At 68.3% G+C, this 16,438-nt stretch carries 13 protein-coding genes, 1 tRNA gene and 1 pseudogene; 5 read left to right on the top strand and 10 right to left on the bottom strand.

Translation table 11 applies throughout. The annotated features are described in order from the left end of the window. Positions 1-60 precede the first annotated feature (60 nt). Both ACH413_RS45520 and ACH413_RS45525 read left to right on the top strand, forming a co-directional pair. On the top strand, positions 61-408 hold the full coding sequence (locus ACH413_RS45520) for a VOC family protein (protein WP_360048448.1): 348 nt from the start codon (positions 61-63) through the stop codon (positions 406-408). A 61-nt stretch (positions 409-469) separates the two neighbouring features. Beyond that, a pseudogene (locus ACH413_RS45525) lies at positions 470-724 on the top strand (SRPBCC family protein); the annotation flags it as partial. Here the strand turns inward: ACH413_RS45525 and ACH413_RS45530 are convergent. Further along, positions 688-2,268 carry an NAD(P)/FAD-dependent oxidoreductase gene (locus ACH413_RS45530; protein ID WP_360048446.1) on the bottom strand — a complete coding sequence of 527 codons (1,581 nt, stop codon included), beginning with the start codon at positions 2,266-2,268 and terminating at the stop codon, positions 688-690. The pseudogene ACH413_RS45525 and the gene ACH413_RS45530 overlap by 37 nt on opposite strands. Positions 2,269-2,365: 97 nt before the next feature. On the opposite strand from ACH413_RS45530, the gene ACH413_RS45535 reads away from it, so the two are divergent. After that, complete coding sequence (locus ACH413_RS45535) at positions 2,366-2,992, top strand: TetR/AcrR family transcriptional regulator (RefSeq protein ID WP_360048445.1); 627 nt, start codon at positions 2,366-2,368, stop codon at positions 2,990-2,992. On the opposite strand, the gene ACH413_RS45540 is transcribed toward ACH413_RS45535, so the two are convergent. The 3 genes from ACH413_RS45540 to ACH413_RS45550 all read right to left on the bottom strand — a co-directional run bounded on the left by ACH413_RS45540 (position 2,993) and on the right by ACH413_RS45550 (position 5,681). Continuing rightward, on the bottom strand, positions 2,993-4,183 hold the full coding sequence (locus ACH413_RS45540; RefSeq protein WP_360048444.1) for an amidohydrolase: 1,191 nt from the start codon (positions 4,181-4,183) through the stop codon (positions 2,993-2,995). Positions 4,184-4,268: 85 nt separating this feature from the next. Beyond that, positions 4,269-5,054, bottom strand: a complete 786-nt coding sequence (locus ACH413_RS45545) for a hypothetical protein (RefSeq protein WP_360048442.1) — start codon at positions 5,052-5,054, stop codon at positions 4,269-4,271. A gap of 189 nt (positions 5,055-5,243) precedes the next feature. Beyond that, the gene (locus tag ACH413_RS45550; protein WP_360048441.1) at positions 5,244-5,681 is read right to left on the bottom strand and encodes a MarR family transcriptional regulator; all 438 of its coding nucleotides are present in this window, start codon (positions 5,679-5,681) and stop codon (positions 5,244-5,246) included. A gap of 55 nt (positions 5,682-5,736) precedes the next feature. Here ACH413_RS45550 and ACH413_RS45555 point away from each other — a divergent pair, with 55 nt between their 5' ends. Next, on the top strand, positions 5,737-6,315 hold the full coding sequence (locus ACH413_RS45555) for a TIGR03086 family metal-binding protein (protein ID WP_360048439.1): 579 nt from the start codon (positions 5,737-5,739) through the stop codon (positions 6,313-6,315). A 6-nt stretch (positions 6,316-6,321) separates the two neighbouring features. On the opposite strand, the gene ACH413_RS45560 is transcribed toward ACH413_RS45555, so the two are convergent. From ACH413_RS45560 to ACH413_RS45580, 5 genes are all read right to left on the bottom strand, one after another. Next, positions 6,322-7,068 carry a methyltransferase domain-containing protein gene (locus tag ACH413_RS45560; protein ID WP_360048437.1) on the bottom strand — a complete coding sequence of 249 codons (747 nt, stop codon included), beginning with the start codon at positions 7,066-7,068 and terminating at the stop codon, positions 6,322-6,324. A gap of 78 nt (positions 7,069-7,146) precedes the next feature. After that, the gene (locus tag ACH413_RS45565; protein ID WP_360048435.1) at positions 7,147-8,814 is read right to left on the bottom strand and encodes a cellulose binding domain-containing protein; all 1,668 of its coding nucleotides are present in this window, start codon (positions 8,812-8,814) and stop codon (positions 7,147-7,149) included. Next, on the bottom strand, positions 8,814-11,060 hold the full coding sequence (locus ACH413_RS45570) for a cellulose binding domain-containing protein (protein ID WP_360048433.1): 2,247 nt from the start codon (positions 11,058-11,060) through the stop codon (positions 8,814-8,816). The genes ACH413_RS45565 and ACH413_RS45570 overlap by 1 nt, the downstream gene beginning before the upstream one ends. A gap of 305 nt (positions 11,061-11,365) precedes the next feature. Next, positions 11,366-12,814 (bottom strand): DUF6351 family protein, encoded by a 1,449-nt coding sequence (locus ACH413_RS45575; RefSeq protein ID WP_360048431.1) that lies wholly within the window; start codon positions 12,812-12,814, stop codon positions 11,366-11,368. A gap of 313 nt (positions 12,815-13,127) precedes the next feature. Then, positions 13,128-13,201: transfer RNA gene (locus tag ACH413_RS45580), tRNA-Lys, on the bottom strand. 285 nt (positions 13,202-13,486) lie between these two features. On the opposite strand from ACH413_RS45580, the gene ACH413_RS45585 reads away from it, so the two are divergent. After that, positions 13,487-14,620 carry an Ig-like domain-containing protein gene (locus ACH413_RS45585; RefSeq protein ID WP_360048430.1) on the top strand — a complete coding sequence of 378 codons (1,134 nt, stop codon included), beginning with the start codon at positions 13,487-13,489 and terminating at the stop codon, positions 14,618-14,620. 168 nt (positions 14,621-14,788) lie between these two features. Here ACH413_RS45585 and ACH413_RS45590 read toward each other — a convergent pair whose 3' ends face one another. Further along, entirely contained in the window at positions 14,789-16,414 is a 1,626-nt protein-coding gene (locus tag ACH413_RS45590) for an ABC-F family ATP-binding cassette domain-containing protein (protein WP_360048428.1), read from the bottom strand. Between the last annotated feature and the right edge of the window lie 24 nt (positions 16,415-16,438).

A 16,438-nucleotide genomic window follows, 5' to 3' on the forward strand; every position in this document is an offset into this window, starting at 1 on the left:
AGACCCGGAACGCGGTCGCGGAGCAGGCTGGTGCCCGTCGACCCAGAAGGAGAACGAACCATGCCCGCCCAGCTCACCACGATCGTCCTCGACTGCGCCGAACCCGGCCCGCTGGCCGAGTTCTACCGCGCCGTCACCGGGTGGACGATCACCTCCAGCGACGACGATTCCGCCTACCTGGGCGAGAACGGCGTCCAGCTCGCGTTCGTCCGCGTGCCGGACTACCGGCCCCCGGCGTGGCCTGGCTCGGACAAGCAGGCGCACCTGGACTTCCACGTCGAGGACGTCGACCTCGCGGTCAAGCAACTGCTCGAACTCGGTGCCACCAAACCGGATTTCCAGCCCGGCGAGGGCCAGTGGACCGTGCTCGCCGACCCGCAGGGCCACCTGCTCTGCCTGGCAGCGTGATCACGTGGCCTCCATCGTCCTGGAAGTCGTGGTCGAGTCGAGTGCCGACGACGTGTGGAAGGTGATCGGCGAGTTCGCCACCGGCCCGTCCCGGATGGCGCCGGGGCTCGTCGTGGACACCCAGGCAGAAGCCGACTTCCGCACCGTCACGTTCGCCGACGGCACCGTGGTCACCGAACGGCGGATCGGCGTCGACGACCAGGCACGCCGGATCGCCTACTCGATCGTCGGCGGCACCGTGGAACCGGTTCACGACAACGCGTCCATGCAGGCCTTCCCCTACGGCGAAGGGCGTTGCCGGCTGGTGTGGACGCGCGACGTGCTGCCCGACCGGCTGGCCGCGCCCATGGCCGACTCGATGTCGCGCGGACTGGAGGTCGTCAAGCGGACGTTCGAGAAGTCGTAGTGCGACACCGGAAAACTCCTCGCCGCACGGTGTGCGCTCACCGTGGAGGTCGGCCGTAGGAGCGTGGCTTCACCGTGCTGGTTGAAGTAGTAGCTGTGCGCGGTGGAGCACTGTCCGAGGGAGAACACCGAGTTCTGCGTGACCTTGGCGCGCATGCGTTCGAGGAACTCGTCGTTGGCCCGCTGCGAGATCTCGAAGACCTCCGAACCACGGGAGCGCATCGCCGTGAACAGCCGGCGCATGTGCGTCATCTGGCACTCGATCGTCGTGAAGTACGAGAGTCCGCTGTAGGAGTAGGGACTGTTGAGCGACAGGTAGTTCGGGAACCCCGGCACGGTCACGCCCTCGTAGGCCTGGAACCGGTTCTGCCGCCACCACGCACCGAGGTCCTTCTCGTCGCGTCCGATCACCTGGAACGCCGGGAAGTTGGTGTCCCACAGGTTGAATCCCGTCGCCAGCACCAGAACGTCGATCTCGGTGCGGCCCCGCGCCGTCACGACACCGGTGGCGTCGATCCGTTCGATCGCCGACGTCTCCAGCCGCACGTGCGGCCGCGTGAACGTGCGGAAGTAGTCGTTGGAGAACGTGGGCCGCTTGCAGCCGAACGAGTAGTCCGGCGTGAGCTCGCGACGCAGTTCCGGATCGCGGACCTGGCGCCGCAGATGAGCCCGGCACCACCGCTCCGCCAGCCGGTTCACGACCCGCAACTGCTTGTAGCGCACCACTCCCGAGATCATCATCAGCTCGAGGACCGAACTGCCCACCCACCGCACGGCCCGTTGCGCGAACGGCAGCCGTGCGAACAACTTCCTGACCGGCGACGGGATCGGGTAGTCGGGCTTCGGGCTGACCCAGATCGGCGTGCGCTGGAAGACGGTCAGCGCGCTCGCCTGCTTCGCGAGTTCGGGGATCAGTTGCACAGCGGTGGCCCCGGTGCCGATCACCGCCACCCGCTTGCCGGTCAGGTCGGCGGGCTCCCACGCGGCCGTGTGGATCACTTTGCCCTGGAACGACTCGACGCCCGCGATGTCCGGCGTCTTCGGTATCGACAGGAACCCCGTGGCGGTCACGAGGTACCGCGCGGTGAAGGTCTCCTCGCCGGCGACGACCTCCCAGTGGTCGTCCCTCCAGCGTGCGCCCGTCACCGTCACGCCGAAGCGCGTCAACGGCCGCAGCCCGTACTTCGTGGCCACGTGCTCGGCGTACCGCTTGAGCTCGGCACCCGGCGCGAACAGCCGTGACCAGTGCGGATTCGGCTCGAACGAGTACGAGTAGGTCGAGGACGGGATGTCGACGGCCAGCCCCGGATACCGGTTCACGTGCCAGGTGCCGCCGAGGTCGTCCTCCCGCTCCAGGATCAGCAGGCCGTGCAGCCCGAGCCGCTTGAGCTCGATCGCCGCGCCCATGCCGCCGAACCCGGCGCCGACGATGACTGCGTCGTACTGCGGGGCCATGCCGACCTCCAGCTGGAACGGAATCGCGTGTCAGTTTCGGAACCGTATGTCAGTTCTGAGGTGATCGCAAGACTCCGCAGGTCATAGACTTGGGCGCATGACGTCCAGTGCCGAGCCCGTCAGCCGCGCCGAGCGCAAGAAGCAGGAGCTGCGCCGCGAGATCATCGACGCGGCCTTCGACTGCTTCGCCGAACGCGGCTACCACGCCACCGGAATCGCCGACGTGGCCACGCGCCTGGGCATCGGGCACGGCACGTTCTACCGCTACTTCCAGAACAAGCGGGACATCGTCGACCACGTCGTCGACGACCTCGTCGGACGCATCACCGGCGCCCTGACGGCCGAGAACGCGCCGGACGCGGTGTCGACGCTCGCCGAGTACCGCGAGCAGTCCGCGCGCATCGGCGAGTCGCTGGGCCGCATCTTCGGCGAGGACCCCCGCGTGCCGCGCCTGCTGCTGTTCGAGGCGCCCGGCATCGACCGGGCCATGGCCGAACGGATCCTCGACCTGTTCGACCTGGCCGCCGCGCTCACGTCCGCGTACCTCTCGCACGGCGTCGAACTGGGCTACCTGCGCGCCGACCTCGACGTCGAGAACACCGCCAGGGCCATCAACGGCATGATCCTCGGCACCGCGATCTCGTCGCTGCGCACGCCGGAAGCGCAAGCGGCGCAAAGCGAAGCGCTGCGGCGCGTGATGTACGACGGCATCGCGGCCCGCTGACTACCCGAGCCACGTCCGCGCGGCGACGACCAGAGCGTCGACCCCGGTGGTCAGCGTCGGCTCGATGTCGGGCGCGTACTCGGGGGAGTGGTTCATCGCGACGGGCTGCCCGGGTTCACGGGTGCTGAAATCCGTGCCGCCGAGGAACCAGAACACCGTCGGAACCCCTGCCGCCGTCCCGAAGACGCCGACGTCCTCGCTGGCGTTGACCACCGCGCCGGGGATCAGGTTCTGCTTGCCGAAGTGCTCGGCGAACGCGGCCATCGTCGTCGTGGTCGCGTCCGGATCGGACACGAGCACGGGAGTGCCGTCGTACCAGTCGAACTCGGGCTCGCGCGGTGCTCCGGACGCGGCGGCCTCGGCGCGGGCGATCCGTTCGACGGCGGCGCGGACGATGCCGCGGATGTGCTCGTTGAACGTCCGGATGTTGACGCCGATCTCGGCCGTCTCCGGGATGACGTTCTCCTTGGTGCCGGCCTGCAACCGTCCAACCGTGACGACGGCACGTTCTGATGGCGCGATCTCACGCGCGACGATGCCTTGCAACCGCACCACGACATGCGCGGCCATCAGCACCGGATCGACCGTGGTCTCCGGCGCCGAACCGTGGCCGCCCCGGCCGAACAACGTGACCCGCACCGAGTCGGACGCCGCCATCAACGGCCCGCTGCCGTACGCGATCATGCCGGCGGGCAGTGGGCTGACGTGTTGCGCCAGCACGACTTCCGGCTTGCCGAACCGTTCGAACAGCCCGTCGGCGACCATGTCCCGCGCACCACGGCCCAGTTCCTCGGCGGGCTGGAACACCACGAGCAGCGTCCCCGACCACTCCGCACGGGTCTGCGCCAGCCGCTCGGCCGCCCCGATCAGGCACGTGGCGTGCATGTCGTGCCCGCACGCGTGCGCCACCGGCACGTCCTCACCATCTGCGTTCGTCGCACGAACCGTTGACGCGTACGGCAGTCCGGTCGTCTCCGCGACGGGCAACGCGTCGATGTCCGCCCTGAGCATCACGATCGGGCCGTCGCCGTTGCGCAGCACGCCCACCACGCCGGTGCCACCGACCTCGGTGGTGACGTCGAAACCCAGCGGCCGCAAGGCATCGGCGAGCACGCCCGCCGTGCGGAACTCGTGCAGCGACAGTTCGGGGTGGCTGTGCAGATCGCGGTAGAGCTCGTGCAGGTCGGTCATCACCAGATCCTGACCACTGCGCGCGGACAATGCAAAAGGGCCCCGACCGGCGAACCGGTCGAGGCCCTTCCTCACAGCGGGTGGATCAGCCGATCAGGCGCGTGCCGCCCCAGCCCCAGCCGCGGGCGGTGCCCTGGTAGCGGCTGTTGTCACCATCCGAGATCCAGGCGAACTCCACGAGGGTGCCGTCCGTCGCGATGGTGGTGAAGTGGTCCGAGTCGCCGCCCGCGATCAGGCGGACCCAGCGGAAGTCGCTGCCGTAGGACGGGAACTCCTGCAGGCCGGTAGAACCGTTGACCCAGTAGGAGACGCTGTTGAACGCGTCACCCTTGATCTCCAGGAAGAGGTACGGGTCGAGACCGGTGATGCTGCGCGTCGCGCCCCAGCCCCAGCCCCGAACGATCTTGCTCAGGCCGTTCGAGCCGTCGATCGTCCAGTAGGCGAGCTCGCCCTGGTTGTTGACCTCGATGAACTGACCCAGGCTGGTGCCCGTGATCAGGCGGGCGTTGTTCCAGCCCCAGCCGATGACGGCCTCGGTGTACCAGGTGCCGTTCCACGACCACTTGGACAGGCGGCCGTCGTTCTTGACCTCGAGGAAGTTCTGCTCGTCGAGGGTCGTGATGGCACGCGTGCCACTCCAGCCCCAGCCGCGAACCTGCTTGGCGTAGCTCTCGCCGGAGCGCGACCAGTGGACGAGCTCGTTGGCGGCGTTGATCTCGAGGAAGGACTGCCCGTTGGTCGTGAGCGTGGTCGCGCCACGGTCACGCGGAAGGCCCTTGGCCGAGATCGAGTCGTTCTTGTCCCCCTGCGCCACGCTCGGAGCGGCCGTGACGACGGTGACCATCGCCGCGATGCCGAGCACAGCTGCCATTACACGCTTGAATCGCATTGTTCGACTGCCCCCATGACAATCAGTCGTTGTGTGACGCGCCCATCCTGGCGGTAGTTAGCGCAGGTCACAACCTATTTGTGCGCTATGTGAAACACCTGCGACACACAGAGCGATGGAGGAGGTGCGCGGAGTTGCGCGCTTTCCACGCCGCACGTGTGCGGGCTTCCCTCAGTCCTGGCCGAGCTTCGGCAGCGCGTCGACGAGTACTGCCAGCGAACGCAGCAACGCCTCCCGGTCCGCAGCGGGCAGCCGGGCGAGCAGCCGTTCCTCACCGCGCTGGATCTCCGTCTGCACCGCGCCGTGCCGGCGACGGCCCTCCTCGGTGATCGTGACGAGCCGCGCGCGCCGGTCCGCCGGGTCGCGGGTGCGCTCCAGCAGGCCGTCGTTCTCCAATTCGTCGAGCACGCCGATGATCCGGCTCTTGTCCGCTCCGATGAACTCTGCGAGCGCGGCCTGGGTGCGCACCGGCTGGCCTTCGACGGTGTCGAGCACGACGTAGCCCCACATGCTCAGCCCGTGCGCGCGCAACACCGGTTGTTCGGCGGCGACCAGCGCTCGTTGCAACGGCGCGATCATCGCCGCGAGGTCACGTCGCCGGCCATCCACGAACAGGATGATAGCGACCTTGCGGCGATAGTAAGCATGTGCCTATCGTAGGCGCATGCTTATCAATGACCTGCTGGTCCTCCACCGCACGGCGGTGCGGACCAGCGTCGAGATCGTGGCGGAGGTGTCCGCCGACGACCTGGGAAAGCCGACGCCCTGTTCGGAGTGGACACTCGCCGAACTCCTCGCCCACATGACCGCCCAGCACCACGGGTTCGCCGCCGCGGCCCGGGGCAAGGGCTCGGATCTCGCGGCCTGGGAGGTTCTCACCAGTTCGCGGCCCGTCGCCGACTACAGCGAAGCCGCGGAGGACGTGCTCGCGGCCTTCGCGGAACCCGAAGTGCCGCAACGGGAGTTCGACCTGCCGGAGTTCGGGGCGCGGTTCCCGGCGACGCAGGCGATCGGCTTCCACCTGATCGACTACGTGGTGCACGGCTGGGACGTGGCGCGCTCGCTCGGGCTCGACTACCGCCTGGCCCCGGAACTGGCCGAGCCCGCGCTGCGGATCGCGCTGGCGGTGCCGGACGGTGAGGGCAGGCTGAAGCCTGGCGCGCCTTTCGGGCCTGCGCTGGCAACAGACGACGATCCGTTGAACCGAATCCTCGCCGCCCTGGGGCGCTCGCCGAAGTGGTGAGTCCTTTCAGGCACGCGACACGATGAGGCGGAAGCCCGCGTCCCACTCGTCGAGGTCGAGCAGGTCCTGGTGCCGCTCGTGCCAGCGACCGCTGTCCAGGTCCGCGCGCAGCCGGCGGACACCCCGGTCGACGGCGGCGGGATCCGTTTGGGCGAGGGCGGAACAGGCGCGGCGGACGCGGGGATCGAGGTAGGCGGCCGGCCGTCGCCAGTAGGCCGGGAACACGCCGTCGGTGAAGTCCCACGGCAGCGGCAGAACGGTGACGCTGTGAGCACCGAGTTCCTGCGCGATGTCGTCCGCTGACGGCCGGGTGCGTTCCAGGTCGGCGATCTCCGGCACGTACTCGCGGACGAACCAGAAGTCACTGTGCCGCAGCGTGTCGTAGGCGAGGACGACCTGAAGTGGCGCTGTGCGGCGGAGTTCGGCGAGACCGGCGCGCCAGTCGGTCCAGTGGTGGACGGTGAGCACGGCCAGCGCGGCGTCGACGGCGCGGTCGCGGACCGGCAGGGCTTCGGCGACCGCGCGTACGGCCGGACTCGCGCCGGGTGGTCGTTGCCGGATCATCTCGACGGACGGTTCGAGCGCGAGCACCGTCCGGTCGTGCGGCTCGTAGGAACCGGTGCCCGCGCCGACGTCGGCGATCGTTCGAGCGGTGCCGAGCGCGGCGAGGATCTCGGCCATCCACCGCGGATCGGTACGCCGTCCCCACGAGTACCCGGTGCCGATCTCGTCGTACAGGTCCGTTCCGCTCATGCGTCCCCCCGGCTTTCGAGAGTAACGAAAGTGGCCCGGCGGTCGTCGGGACCGCCGGGCCACTCCTGCAGGACGGTGTTACGGGGTGACCGGTGCGTTGGTCAGGCCCTTCACCGCCCCCGTCACGGTGTTGGAGGCGTAGACGACGTTGGGCATCGCCGAGCACTTCGACACCGAGGTGATGTTGATGGCGTACTGACCGACGCCGCCGAGGTCGGAACGGTTGTTGCGCCAGACGTTGCCGCAGCCGTTGGGCAGGCTGGGGGTGGTGCTGGTGTTGTGCGTCTCGTAGCCGTTGGCGAAGGTGCCGGGGCTGCGGAACGTGCCGGTGTTGTCCTCGATGAGGTATCCGATGCCCTTGACGTCGATCCAGGAGTCGGCCGAGTTCTGGCCGCTGATGCCCTGTCCGTCGAAGGTGTTGCCGCGGATGATCCCCTCGTAGGTGCCTTCCTTGACGTCGATCGGCTCGGCCGCGATGTTCGGGCCGATCCTGTTGTTCAGCACCTGGACGCGGTCGCTGCGGTCGATGCCGCCGTTGTTGCCGTGGCAGGCCCAGTTGGAGTTGGCGGAACCGAGGTACACGCCCTCGCCGAAGCCGGGCTGGACCAGGCCGGTGTCGGTGATCGTGGAGTTGCGGAGGATGCCGTCGGCCGAGGAACGGCGGAAGTGGACGGCCTCCTCGTCGACGTGGTGCACCGAGACCGAGTCGATCGTGGTGTGGTGCGAGTTGTCGAGGACGATGCCCTTCTTCGACTCCTGCACGGTGAACCCGGTGAGGTTCCAGTACGGGGAGCCGAAGACCCACAGGCCGTAGCCGGAGTCCCAGCCCGCGGTGGGCGCGGGGCAGGACGGGGCCTCGCCGGTGGGGCCGTCGTTGATGAGCACGGCGTCGCGCGGGCCGCTCAGGGTGATGGGCTGGGACGCGGTGCCCGCGCGGCCGTTCACGACGAACGAACCGCGGTAGGTGCCCGCCGCGAGCTTGATCGTCTGGCCCGGGGTGGCCGCGGCCAGTGCCGCCTGGAGCTGCGCCGCGGTGGAGACGTTGACCGTGCTGCCGCCGCCGGTGCCCGGACTGGTCGTGGCGCTGACCGCCGCGCTCGCCGCCGAGGTGTTGCCCGCCGCGTCCTTGGCGCGCACCGAGAACGAGTACGCGGTGGCGGGGGACAGGCCGGTGACCGTGGCCGACGTGCCGGTGACGGTCGCGTTGACCACGTTGCCGAGCAACACCTCGTAGCCCGTGACGCCGACGTTGTCCGTGGACGCCGTCCAGGCCAGCGACACCGAACCGGACGTCACGCCCGTGGACCGCAGACCCGCGGGCACGGTGGGGGCCTGCGTGTCGGTGGGCGGAGTGCCGCCGCCGCAGGACACGCCGTTGATCGTGCAGTTCGTGGGAAGACTGCCGCCGGACGCGTTGAAGCCGAACTTGGTGCTGGCGCCGGGTTTCACGGCGCCGTTGAAGCTCGCGTTGGTGAACTTGTGGTGCTGGCCCGTGGACGTCCGCACGGAGCTCCAGGAACTGGTGATCGTAGTGCCGGACGGCAGGTCGAACTCGATCGTCCACGACGTGCTCGCGGCGTCACCGGAGTTCGTGATCGTCACGTCCGCGCCGTAACCGCCGTTCCACACCGACGTCTGGGTGACCGCCGCCTTCAGCACTGGTGCCGCGGCCTGCGCGGAACCGCCGCTCAGCAGTGCCGCGACCGTCGCCGTCACCGCGGCGAGCGCGAGTGTTCGTGTGCTCATCAGTTGCCTCCGCAGGACTTGCCGTTGACGGTGCAGCCGGTGGGGAGTCCGGCACCCGAGGCGTTGAAGCCGAACTTCGTGGTGGCGCCGGGTTTGATGGCGCCGTTGAAGCTCGCGTTGGTGAACTTGTGGTGCTGGCCCGTGGACGTCCGCACGGAGCTCCAGGAACTGCTGACCGTGGTGCCCGACGGCAGGTCGAACTCGACCGTCCACGCCGTCGTCGCGGTGGCGCAGCCGTTGGTGATCGTCACGTCGGCGCCGTAGCCGCCGTTCCACACCGAGGTCTGGGTGATCTTGGCGGTGACGCACGCACCCGCAGGCGGCGTGGTCGTGGTGGTGGTTGTCGACGTCGTCGTAGTGGTAGTCGTAGTGGAGGTGGTGGTGCTGGTCGGCGGGGTGCCGTTGACCGAGCTCAGGAACAGCGACGCCGCCGAGTCGGTCTTCGTGGCGTCCACGCCGTGGCCGCCGGTGAAGTCGCGCTGCTCGTTGGTCGCCCAGTCGGTGATGGGCGTGCCGCCGATGTCCAGGTGCTGGTAGGCCGTGCCGTTCCAGCCGAACTGGTAGATCCGCGCGCGGTCGGCGTAGTAGTCGTTGAACGGCCCGCCGGTCGCGGTCTGCTTGGTCATCGTGTTGTTGTGGAAGACGTTGCGGGGACCGGACGCGCCGGACCACTTCACGGCCTTCTTGCCGGCGCCCCACCAGATCGGGAACCAGTTGGAGTTGTCGGGACCGCCGCCGCCCTCCTCGCCGCAGTTGGCGCGGCAGTTGGCCGAGCGGTGCGCGTAGGGCACCCGGGCCGTGTTCAGCTCGAACAGGTTGTTGCGCTCCCAGCCGCCGTGCAGGTTCAGGTCGGAGTCGAAGTCGTTGCCGATCACGACGTTGCCCGACGCGGACCACTGGAACGTGAAGTGGCGCAGGTTGCGCGAGGTGTTGCCGGTGTACAGCGAGTCCCACACGCGCGAGCCGCGGAAGTACCCGTTGCCGCCCTTGCCCTTGTTCCACGAGCCGTCGAGCTCGTTGTTCACGATCTGGAGGTTCTTGGCCTCCTCGGTGACGATCGGGTGCGAACCGGTCATCTCCGCCCTGATGCCGCGCACCCAGGAGTTGGCCGCCCACTTGAAGACGATGCCGTGCATCTCGGCGGCGGGTGCCATGTTGCCGTAGTTGTTGATCGCGTCGGCCTGGTTCAGGCCGGGCATCGCCTGGGTGAAGCCGAAGTCCTCGAAGCCGACGCCCTCGACCGGGTCGAGGAGCGGAGACACCTTCGAGTCGTACGGCGTGCCGTCGATCGGCGCCGAACCGTCCGAAGTGGAGTTGACCGGGACGTCGTACTCGAGAGGCTTGTCCAGCGTCACGGTGTTGCCGGAGACCGAGGTGACGGTGAAGATCTGCTGCCGCATGTGCATGTTCAGCATCGGGAACTCGGTGCCGGTCGCCTGCTGCTGCTCGTAGAACTTGACCGAGTTCGCGGCGCGGACGTTCACGAACATGCCGGCCTTGATCCTGCTCGCCGACTGCACGGTGATCGTGCGGTCACCGGTCTTGGCGGCGGTGGCCACCTTCGCGCCGACCTTCCAGTGCACGTTGACCGTGCCCTCGAAGATGTCCTTGCGGTTGGCGGGAGCCGCGGCGTAGTCGCTCGCGTAGCTCGGGTCGACCCCGCGCGACTGGACCCGGAACAGGCCGCGGCCCGGCCACAGCCAGCCACCCTTGCCCGCGCCGGAGGTCATGCCGTCCTCGTCCCAGTCGGAGCCGTCCGGGGTGAGGGCGTCGTAGAGGGTGTTCGCGTCCGGCCGGTAGGTGATCTTCGTGGCGTCCTTGCCCGCGCCGCGCAGGATCAGGTAGTCGGCGTCCACGTGCAGTTCGCGCGACACGGCCAGCTCACCGGCGGGCAACGTGATCAGGCTCAGCCTCGAGTAGCTCGCGGACGGCGAACAGGTCGTCTTGATCGAATCGATGGCCGATTGCAGACCGGCGGAATCGTCCTGGCCGTCATTCGGGTTCACGCCGAACTGGCTCGCCAATTCGGCCGCGGTGATCTGGCACGCCGCACTGGAGTTGATCTCACTTGCGCCGGGAAGGTTCTGGCCACCCCGATAACCGGCTTTGCTCCAGTCGTACAGCCCGCCCACGGGTGCCCGGCGATTGCCCGCCGAGGTGTCCAGCCCGGTGAGCGCGCCCGCACCGGGAGCCGCGCCCGCGGCGTTGACCAGCACGGCGATGCCCGCCGCGGCGAGAGTGCCCACAATTCCGAGCGTGGCGGCTCGTCGTAGGCCATGACTTCGGGACACGCATGCCTCCAAGGAACAGTTCGACCACGTATGTGGGGCGGCTCACATCGTGGAGTCGAATTGTGAATAGTTCCTGAGGTGTCGTCAATGATTCGCGCGTAATTCGCGACAACGTTCAAGGGTGTGAAAAGTCAGATATGTGAATTAGGGAAATGGCACCGTTTGCAGAAGTCTGTTGTGACGAACTTCGACAGGAGGCCCGCCCCGCGGTGGATCGTGCGGGACGGGCCTCGGTGCCTCGCCGACCTCGGAAGGCCTTGTCAGGGAGCGATCCCGATGCCGGGAATCCGGCTCCACGCGCATTCCTGTGCGTCCGTCAGTGCCGGCCACTTCTGGCCACCCGGCCGCGGCAGGACCCGTGACGCGTACGACGCGGGAGCGAATTCCGGCTGGTAGAAGCATCCGCTGCGGTAGGTCTGGTCGAACGTGCCGCACGAGTCGGCGATCGACCGGGCGGTGGGCTTGCGGCCGGTGCGGACCCAGGTGTCGAGCGCGGCGATCGAGTTGGCGTACTCGGCGTCGCTCAGCTCGCTGTGGTCGGCTTCGTCCGTGAACGTCTGCACGAGGTTGCCGGCGCGTCCGGCGGCCTGGACGGTCTCGCGGTAGGCGGACTCGTGCTCCACGTAGACCTGCGGGTCGTGGATCGCGTGCAAGGTGAGGACGGGGAGGGAGATCTTGCCGGTCAGGTCGGCGTCGTAGGACAGGTCACGCCGTGCGGTGCGGTCTGCCGAGAACCGTTCCACTCCCGCGTTGAGCGCCTTGTCGTCGCTAGAGCCGGTGTACCGGACACCCTCGTTGCCGAACGGGTTCCCGCCGTCGAGCCGCTTGAAGACGATGTCCTGGAACAGGAACGTCGCGTAGAGCAGGTTGGTGGGCAGCACCTCCTCGGACATGCGGGTGACGGCGAGGATCTCGCCGAGGTTGCGCTGCTGCGCCGCGGTCCGCTGAGCGGCGTCGGAGCCGATGCCGGTGCACTCCCGCAGCCGGGACAGGACGTCCTCGGGTGCCAGCGTCGAGTCGGCGGGAAGTCCTTGCCACAGCGGGTATCGCGGCTCGGTGGGACGCGGCAGGTTGGCGCAGTAGTACTGGTAGACCACCCGCAGGTCGACCCGGTGGTCGTAGCCGCGTGAGCCGCCACCCACAAGACCGTTGGTCAGCAGCACGCCGTCGTAGAGGCCGGGCTGCCTGCCGTAGGTCTCCGCGATCTTGGCCGCTACGTTCCCGCCGAAGGACTGACCGTGCAGGTAGGTGCGCGCGGGCTTGCCGAAACGATCGATGAACAACCGCCGGACGTTGTCGGTGTCGGCTGCGGCCATGCGGACGCCGTACCCGCCGCGCCGATACGACGAAGCGGCCCACGCGTAACCCTGGTCGACCATCACCGCCCAGCGTTCCAGCTCTTCGTCCGTGCTGGACTGGTCGTAGGCGAAGTCGGGACCACCGTGGGAGTGCACGACGAGAGACTTGTTCCACTGCTTCGGGACGGCCATCGTGAAGTAGGCGCCGTTGGCGTCCTGACCGGTGTAGCAGGTGGCCTTCTCCGCCAGGGGCGCGGGACACGGGGCGACCGCGCCGGGTGAGGTCCCGGCGTTCGCGACGGGCGTGGCGCCGAGCGTGCCGGCGGCGAGCGTCGTGACGAGCATCGCTGCCATCGCGCGGCGAGCCGGAAGTCGTGCCAAGCCGGACGGGCGTGCGTCGGATGTGTTCAAGAAACCGCTCCATCGTCGAAGGTGCGACCGGTGTGAGGAACGTTGAGCCGCCTGGCGATGCGGGCCCTCTGCGCCGTGCTCAGCACAGGTGGTCGCGCCGTGGTTCCGGCTCTTCCCCATGGGTTACCGACCGGTAACGCGCCGTCACGTTACTGGAGATGCTATAGCAAAAGCAATATGCAACTTCTAGAACGAATGACGTGGATGTCGTGTCGGCATGGTGGCGGAGAGGAAAGAGTTCGCGGGAGAATGACGATGAGTCCGGAAACGCAAAAAAGCAGGTAGAGACGAATCTCTACCTGCTTCTTCGGAGTACGCCGCCAGGGACTCGAACCCCGGACCCGCTGATTAAGAGTCAGCTGCTCTAACCAACTGAGCTAGCGGCGCTTGTTTGTGTGCCGGAGTCTTGCTCGTTCCGACGGGAAGAACGTTAGCACAGCGGCTCCACGCGCTCCCAATCGGCTGGTCAGCACGGGTTTGGGGACGCATCGGCCACGTAACGATCCGGCCACTTGCGCAACTTCGACCCACCCCCTGTCGTCACCTAGTCGGGGGACGCCAAAACGACTTCGTGCAGGCAGTCTCGGGAGTGGCGACAAGCAGATCGGAAGTACGTCGATGGGGATGTGGGGCAGGCGCGGTCGTGGGGTCGTCGCAGCGGGCGTCGCTGTGATGCTGATCGCAGGCTGTTCAGGAGGCGGCGACAGCGGGACGGGCGGCGCCGGCGGGGAGTCGAGTGCTGCTCCTCCTCCGCCGAAGCCCGTCACGCTGACACTGGCGCTGAACGACGGCGCGGCGGACGTGTCGCCCGGTCTGCCGGTCATCGCGACCGCGGCGGACGGGAAGCTGACCGACGTCAAGCTGACGAACCCCGACGGCAAGGTCGTCGAGGGCAAGATGAACCCCGAGTCGACGCAGTGGACGAACACCGAGCCGCTCGGGTACTCCAAGACGTACAAGCTGTCCGCCACCGCGACCGGCGAGGACGGCAAGCCGCAGACCAAGGAGTCGTCCTTCACCACGGTGAAGCCGCGCACGCTCACGTACGTGTCGACGAACCCGCAGGACGGCACCACGATCGGCGTCGGCCAGCCGCTGGCCTTCTACTTCGACGAGCCGGTGGCCGACAAGGTCGCGGCCGAGAAGATGCTGGAGATCACCACCGAGCCCAAGGTCGAGGGCGCCTTCTACTGGTTCAACAAGAAGGAGGTGCACTGGCGTCCGGAGAAGTTCTGGAAGTCGGGCACCAAGATCACGATGAACATCAAGGTCTACGGCAAGCACATCGGTGACGGCATCTACGGCCAGGAAGACCGCACGATCACCACGACCGTGGGCGACGAGGTCATCTACGAGGCCGACGGTCAGTCGCACCAGGTCAACGTCAAGGTCAACGGCAACGTCGTGCGCACCATGCCGACCTCGATGGGCAACGCGGCCAACACCACCCCCCACGGCACGTACGTGCTGATGGAGAAGCACGACCACATGATCATGGACTCGACCACGTACGGCCTCGCGCTGGAGAACGGCGGCTACAAGACGCCGGTCGACTGGGCCTACCGCATGTCCAACAGCGGCATCTTCTTCCACAGCGCGCCGTGGTCCATCGGCGACCAGGGCAACCGGAACGTGAGCCACGGCTGCCTCAACCTGTCGCCGGAGAACGCCAAGTGGGTCATCGACAACAGCAAGCAGGGCGACGTCGTCGTCGTCACCAACTCCGGCGGCCCGCCCCTGGAGCCGTGGGACGGCTTCGGCGACTGGCAGGTGCCGTGGAACCAGTGGGTCCAGGGCAACCGCTAGAGCTCTAGTGGCGCGACCCGGAACGTTGGCGAGGTAATTCACGCTCAGCAGGGCGCCTCGCGGCACCGCCCCCGCACCCCCATACGGTCCAGCATGAGGACGCGGGGGCGGCACCACGATGCACCCGTCTGACCGCGAATTCCCCCGGCAACCTTCCGGGCCACACCACTAGGAGACCGTCACCTGGCCGCCCGACACGGCCAGGTGACGGTTCACCTGCACCGCTTCCAGCATCCGCCGGTCGTGCGTCACCAGCAGCAACGTGCCGGGGTAGTTGTCCAGCGCCGACTCCAGCTGCTCGATCGCGGCCAGGTCGAGGTGGTTCGTCGGCTCGTCCAGCACCAGCAGGTTCACCCCGCGGCCCTGCAGCAACGCCAGCGCCGCCCGCGTCCGCTCACCCGGTGACAGCGACGCCGCCGGACGCTTCACGTGCACGGCCTTCAGCCCGAACTTCGCCAGCAACGTGCGCACGTCGGCCGGGTTCATCTCCGGCACCGCCTCCTCGAACGCGTCCACCAGCGGCAGGTCGCCCAGGAACAGCCCCCGCGCCTGGTCCACCTCGCCCACGACGACGCCGGAGCCCAGCGTCGCGTAGCCGGAGGTCAGCTCGACCCGGCCGAGCAGGGCGCCCAGCAGCGTCGACTTGCCCGCGCCGTTCGCGCCGGTGATCGCGACCCGGTCCGCCCAGTCGATCTGCAGGTCCACCGGGCCGAGCCGGAAGCCACCCCGTTCGACCACCGCGGCCCGCAGGGACGCCACGATCGCGCCGGAACGCGGGGCCGCGGCGATCTCCATCCGCAGCTCCCACTCCTTGCGGGGCTCCTCGACGACGTCCAGGCGTTCGATCATGCGGTCGGTCTGGCGGGCCTTCGAGGCCTGCTTCTCCGTGGCGTCGGCACGGAACTTGCGGGCGTTCTTGTCGTTGTCCGTGGCCTTGCGCCGGGCGTTCTTCACGCCCTTGTCCATCCACGCGCGCTGCATGCGCCCGCGGGCTTCCAGCGAGGCCTTGGTGTCCGCGAACTCCTCGTAGTCGTCACGGGCGTGCTGACGGGCCCGTGCGCGTTCTTCGAGGTACGACTCGTAGCCGCCGCCGTACAGGCGCACGGAGTTTTGGTGCAGGTCGAGCTCCAGCACGCTGGTGACCGTGCGGGCCAGGAACTCGCGGTCGTGCGAGACCACCACGGTTCCGGCGCGCAGGCCCGTGACGAACTTCTCCAGCCGCTCCAGGCCATCGAGGTCCAGGTCGTTGGTCGGCTCGTCCAGCAGGAAGATGTCGTAGCGGCTCAGCAGCAACGACGCCATGCCGGCTCGTGCGGCCTGGCCGCCGGACAGCGAGGTCATCACCGCGTCGAGGCCCACGGTCAGCCCGATGTCCGCGAGGACCTCCAGGGACCGTTCCTCCAGATCGGCGCCGCCCAGCGCGAGCCACTGGTCCAGCGCGTCCGAGTAGCCCTCGTCGTTGCCCGCGGTTAACGCCTCGGTGGCCACGTCCAGCGCGGCCTGAGCCTCCGCGACGCCCGTCCGCCGGGCCAGGAAGTCCCGCACCGTCTCGCCCTCGCGGCGTTCGGGTTCCTGCGACAGGTGTCCGACGTTGGCCCCTGGCGGGCTGAGCGTCACGCGGCCGGACTCGGCGGGGATCAACCCGGCCAGGGTCTTCAGCAGCGTCGACTTGCCCGCGCCGTTCACGCCGACGAGCCCGATGACGTCGCCGGGAGCGACCACCAGGTCCAGTCCGGAGAACAGGACGCGGTCACCGTGACCCGCGGCGAGATCCTTGGCGACGAGCGTGGTCATGAAGACTCCCTGAACGTGAAGAAA

Origin of the sequence: Lentzea sp. NPDC020367 (assembly GCF_044387305.1) — a bacterium.
GTDB lineage: Bacteria > Actinomycetota > Actinomycetes > Mycobacteriales > Pseudonocardiaceae > Lentzea.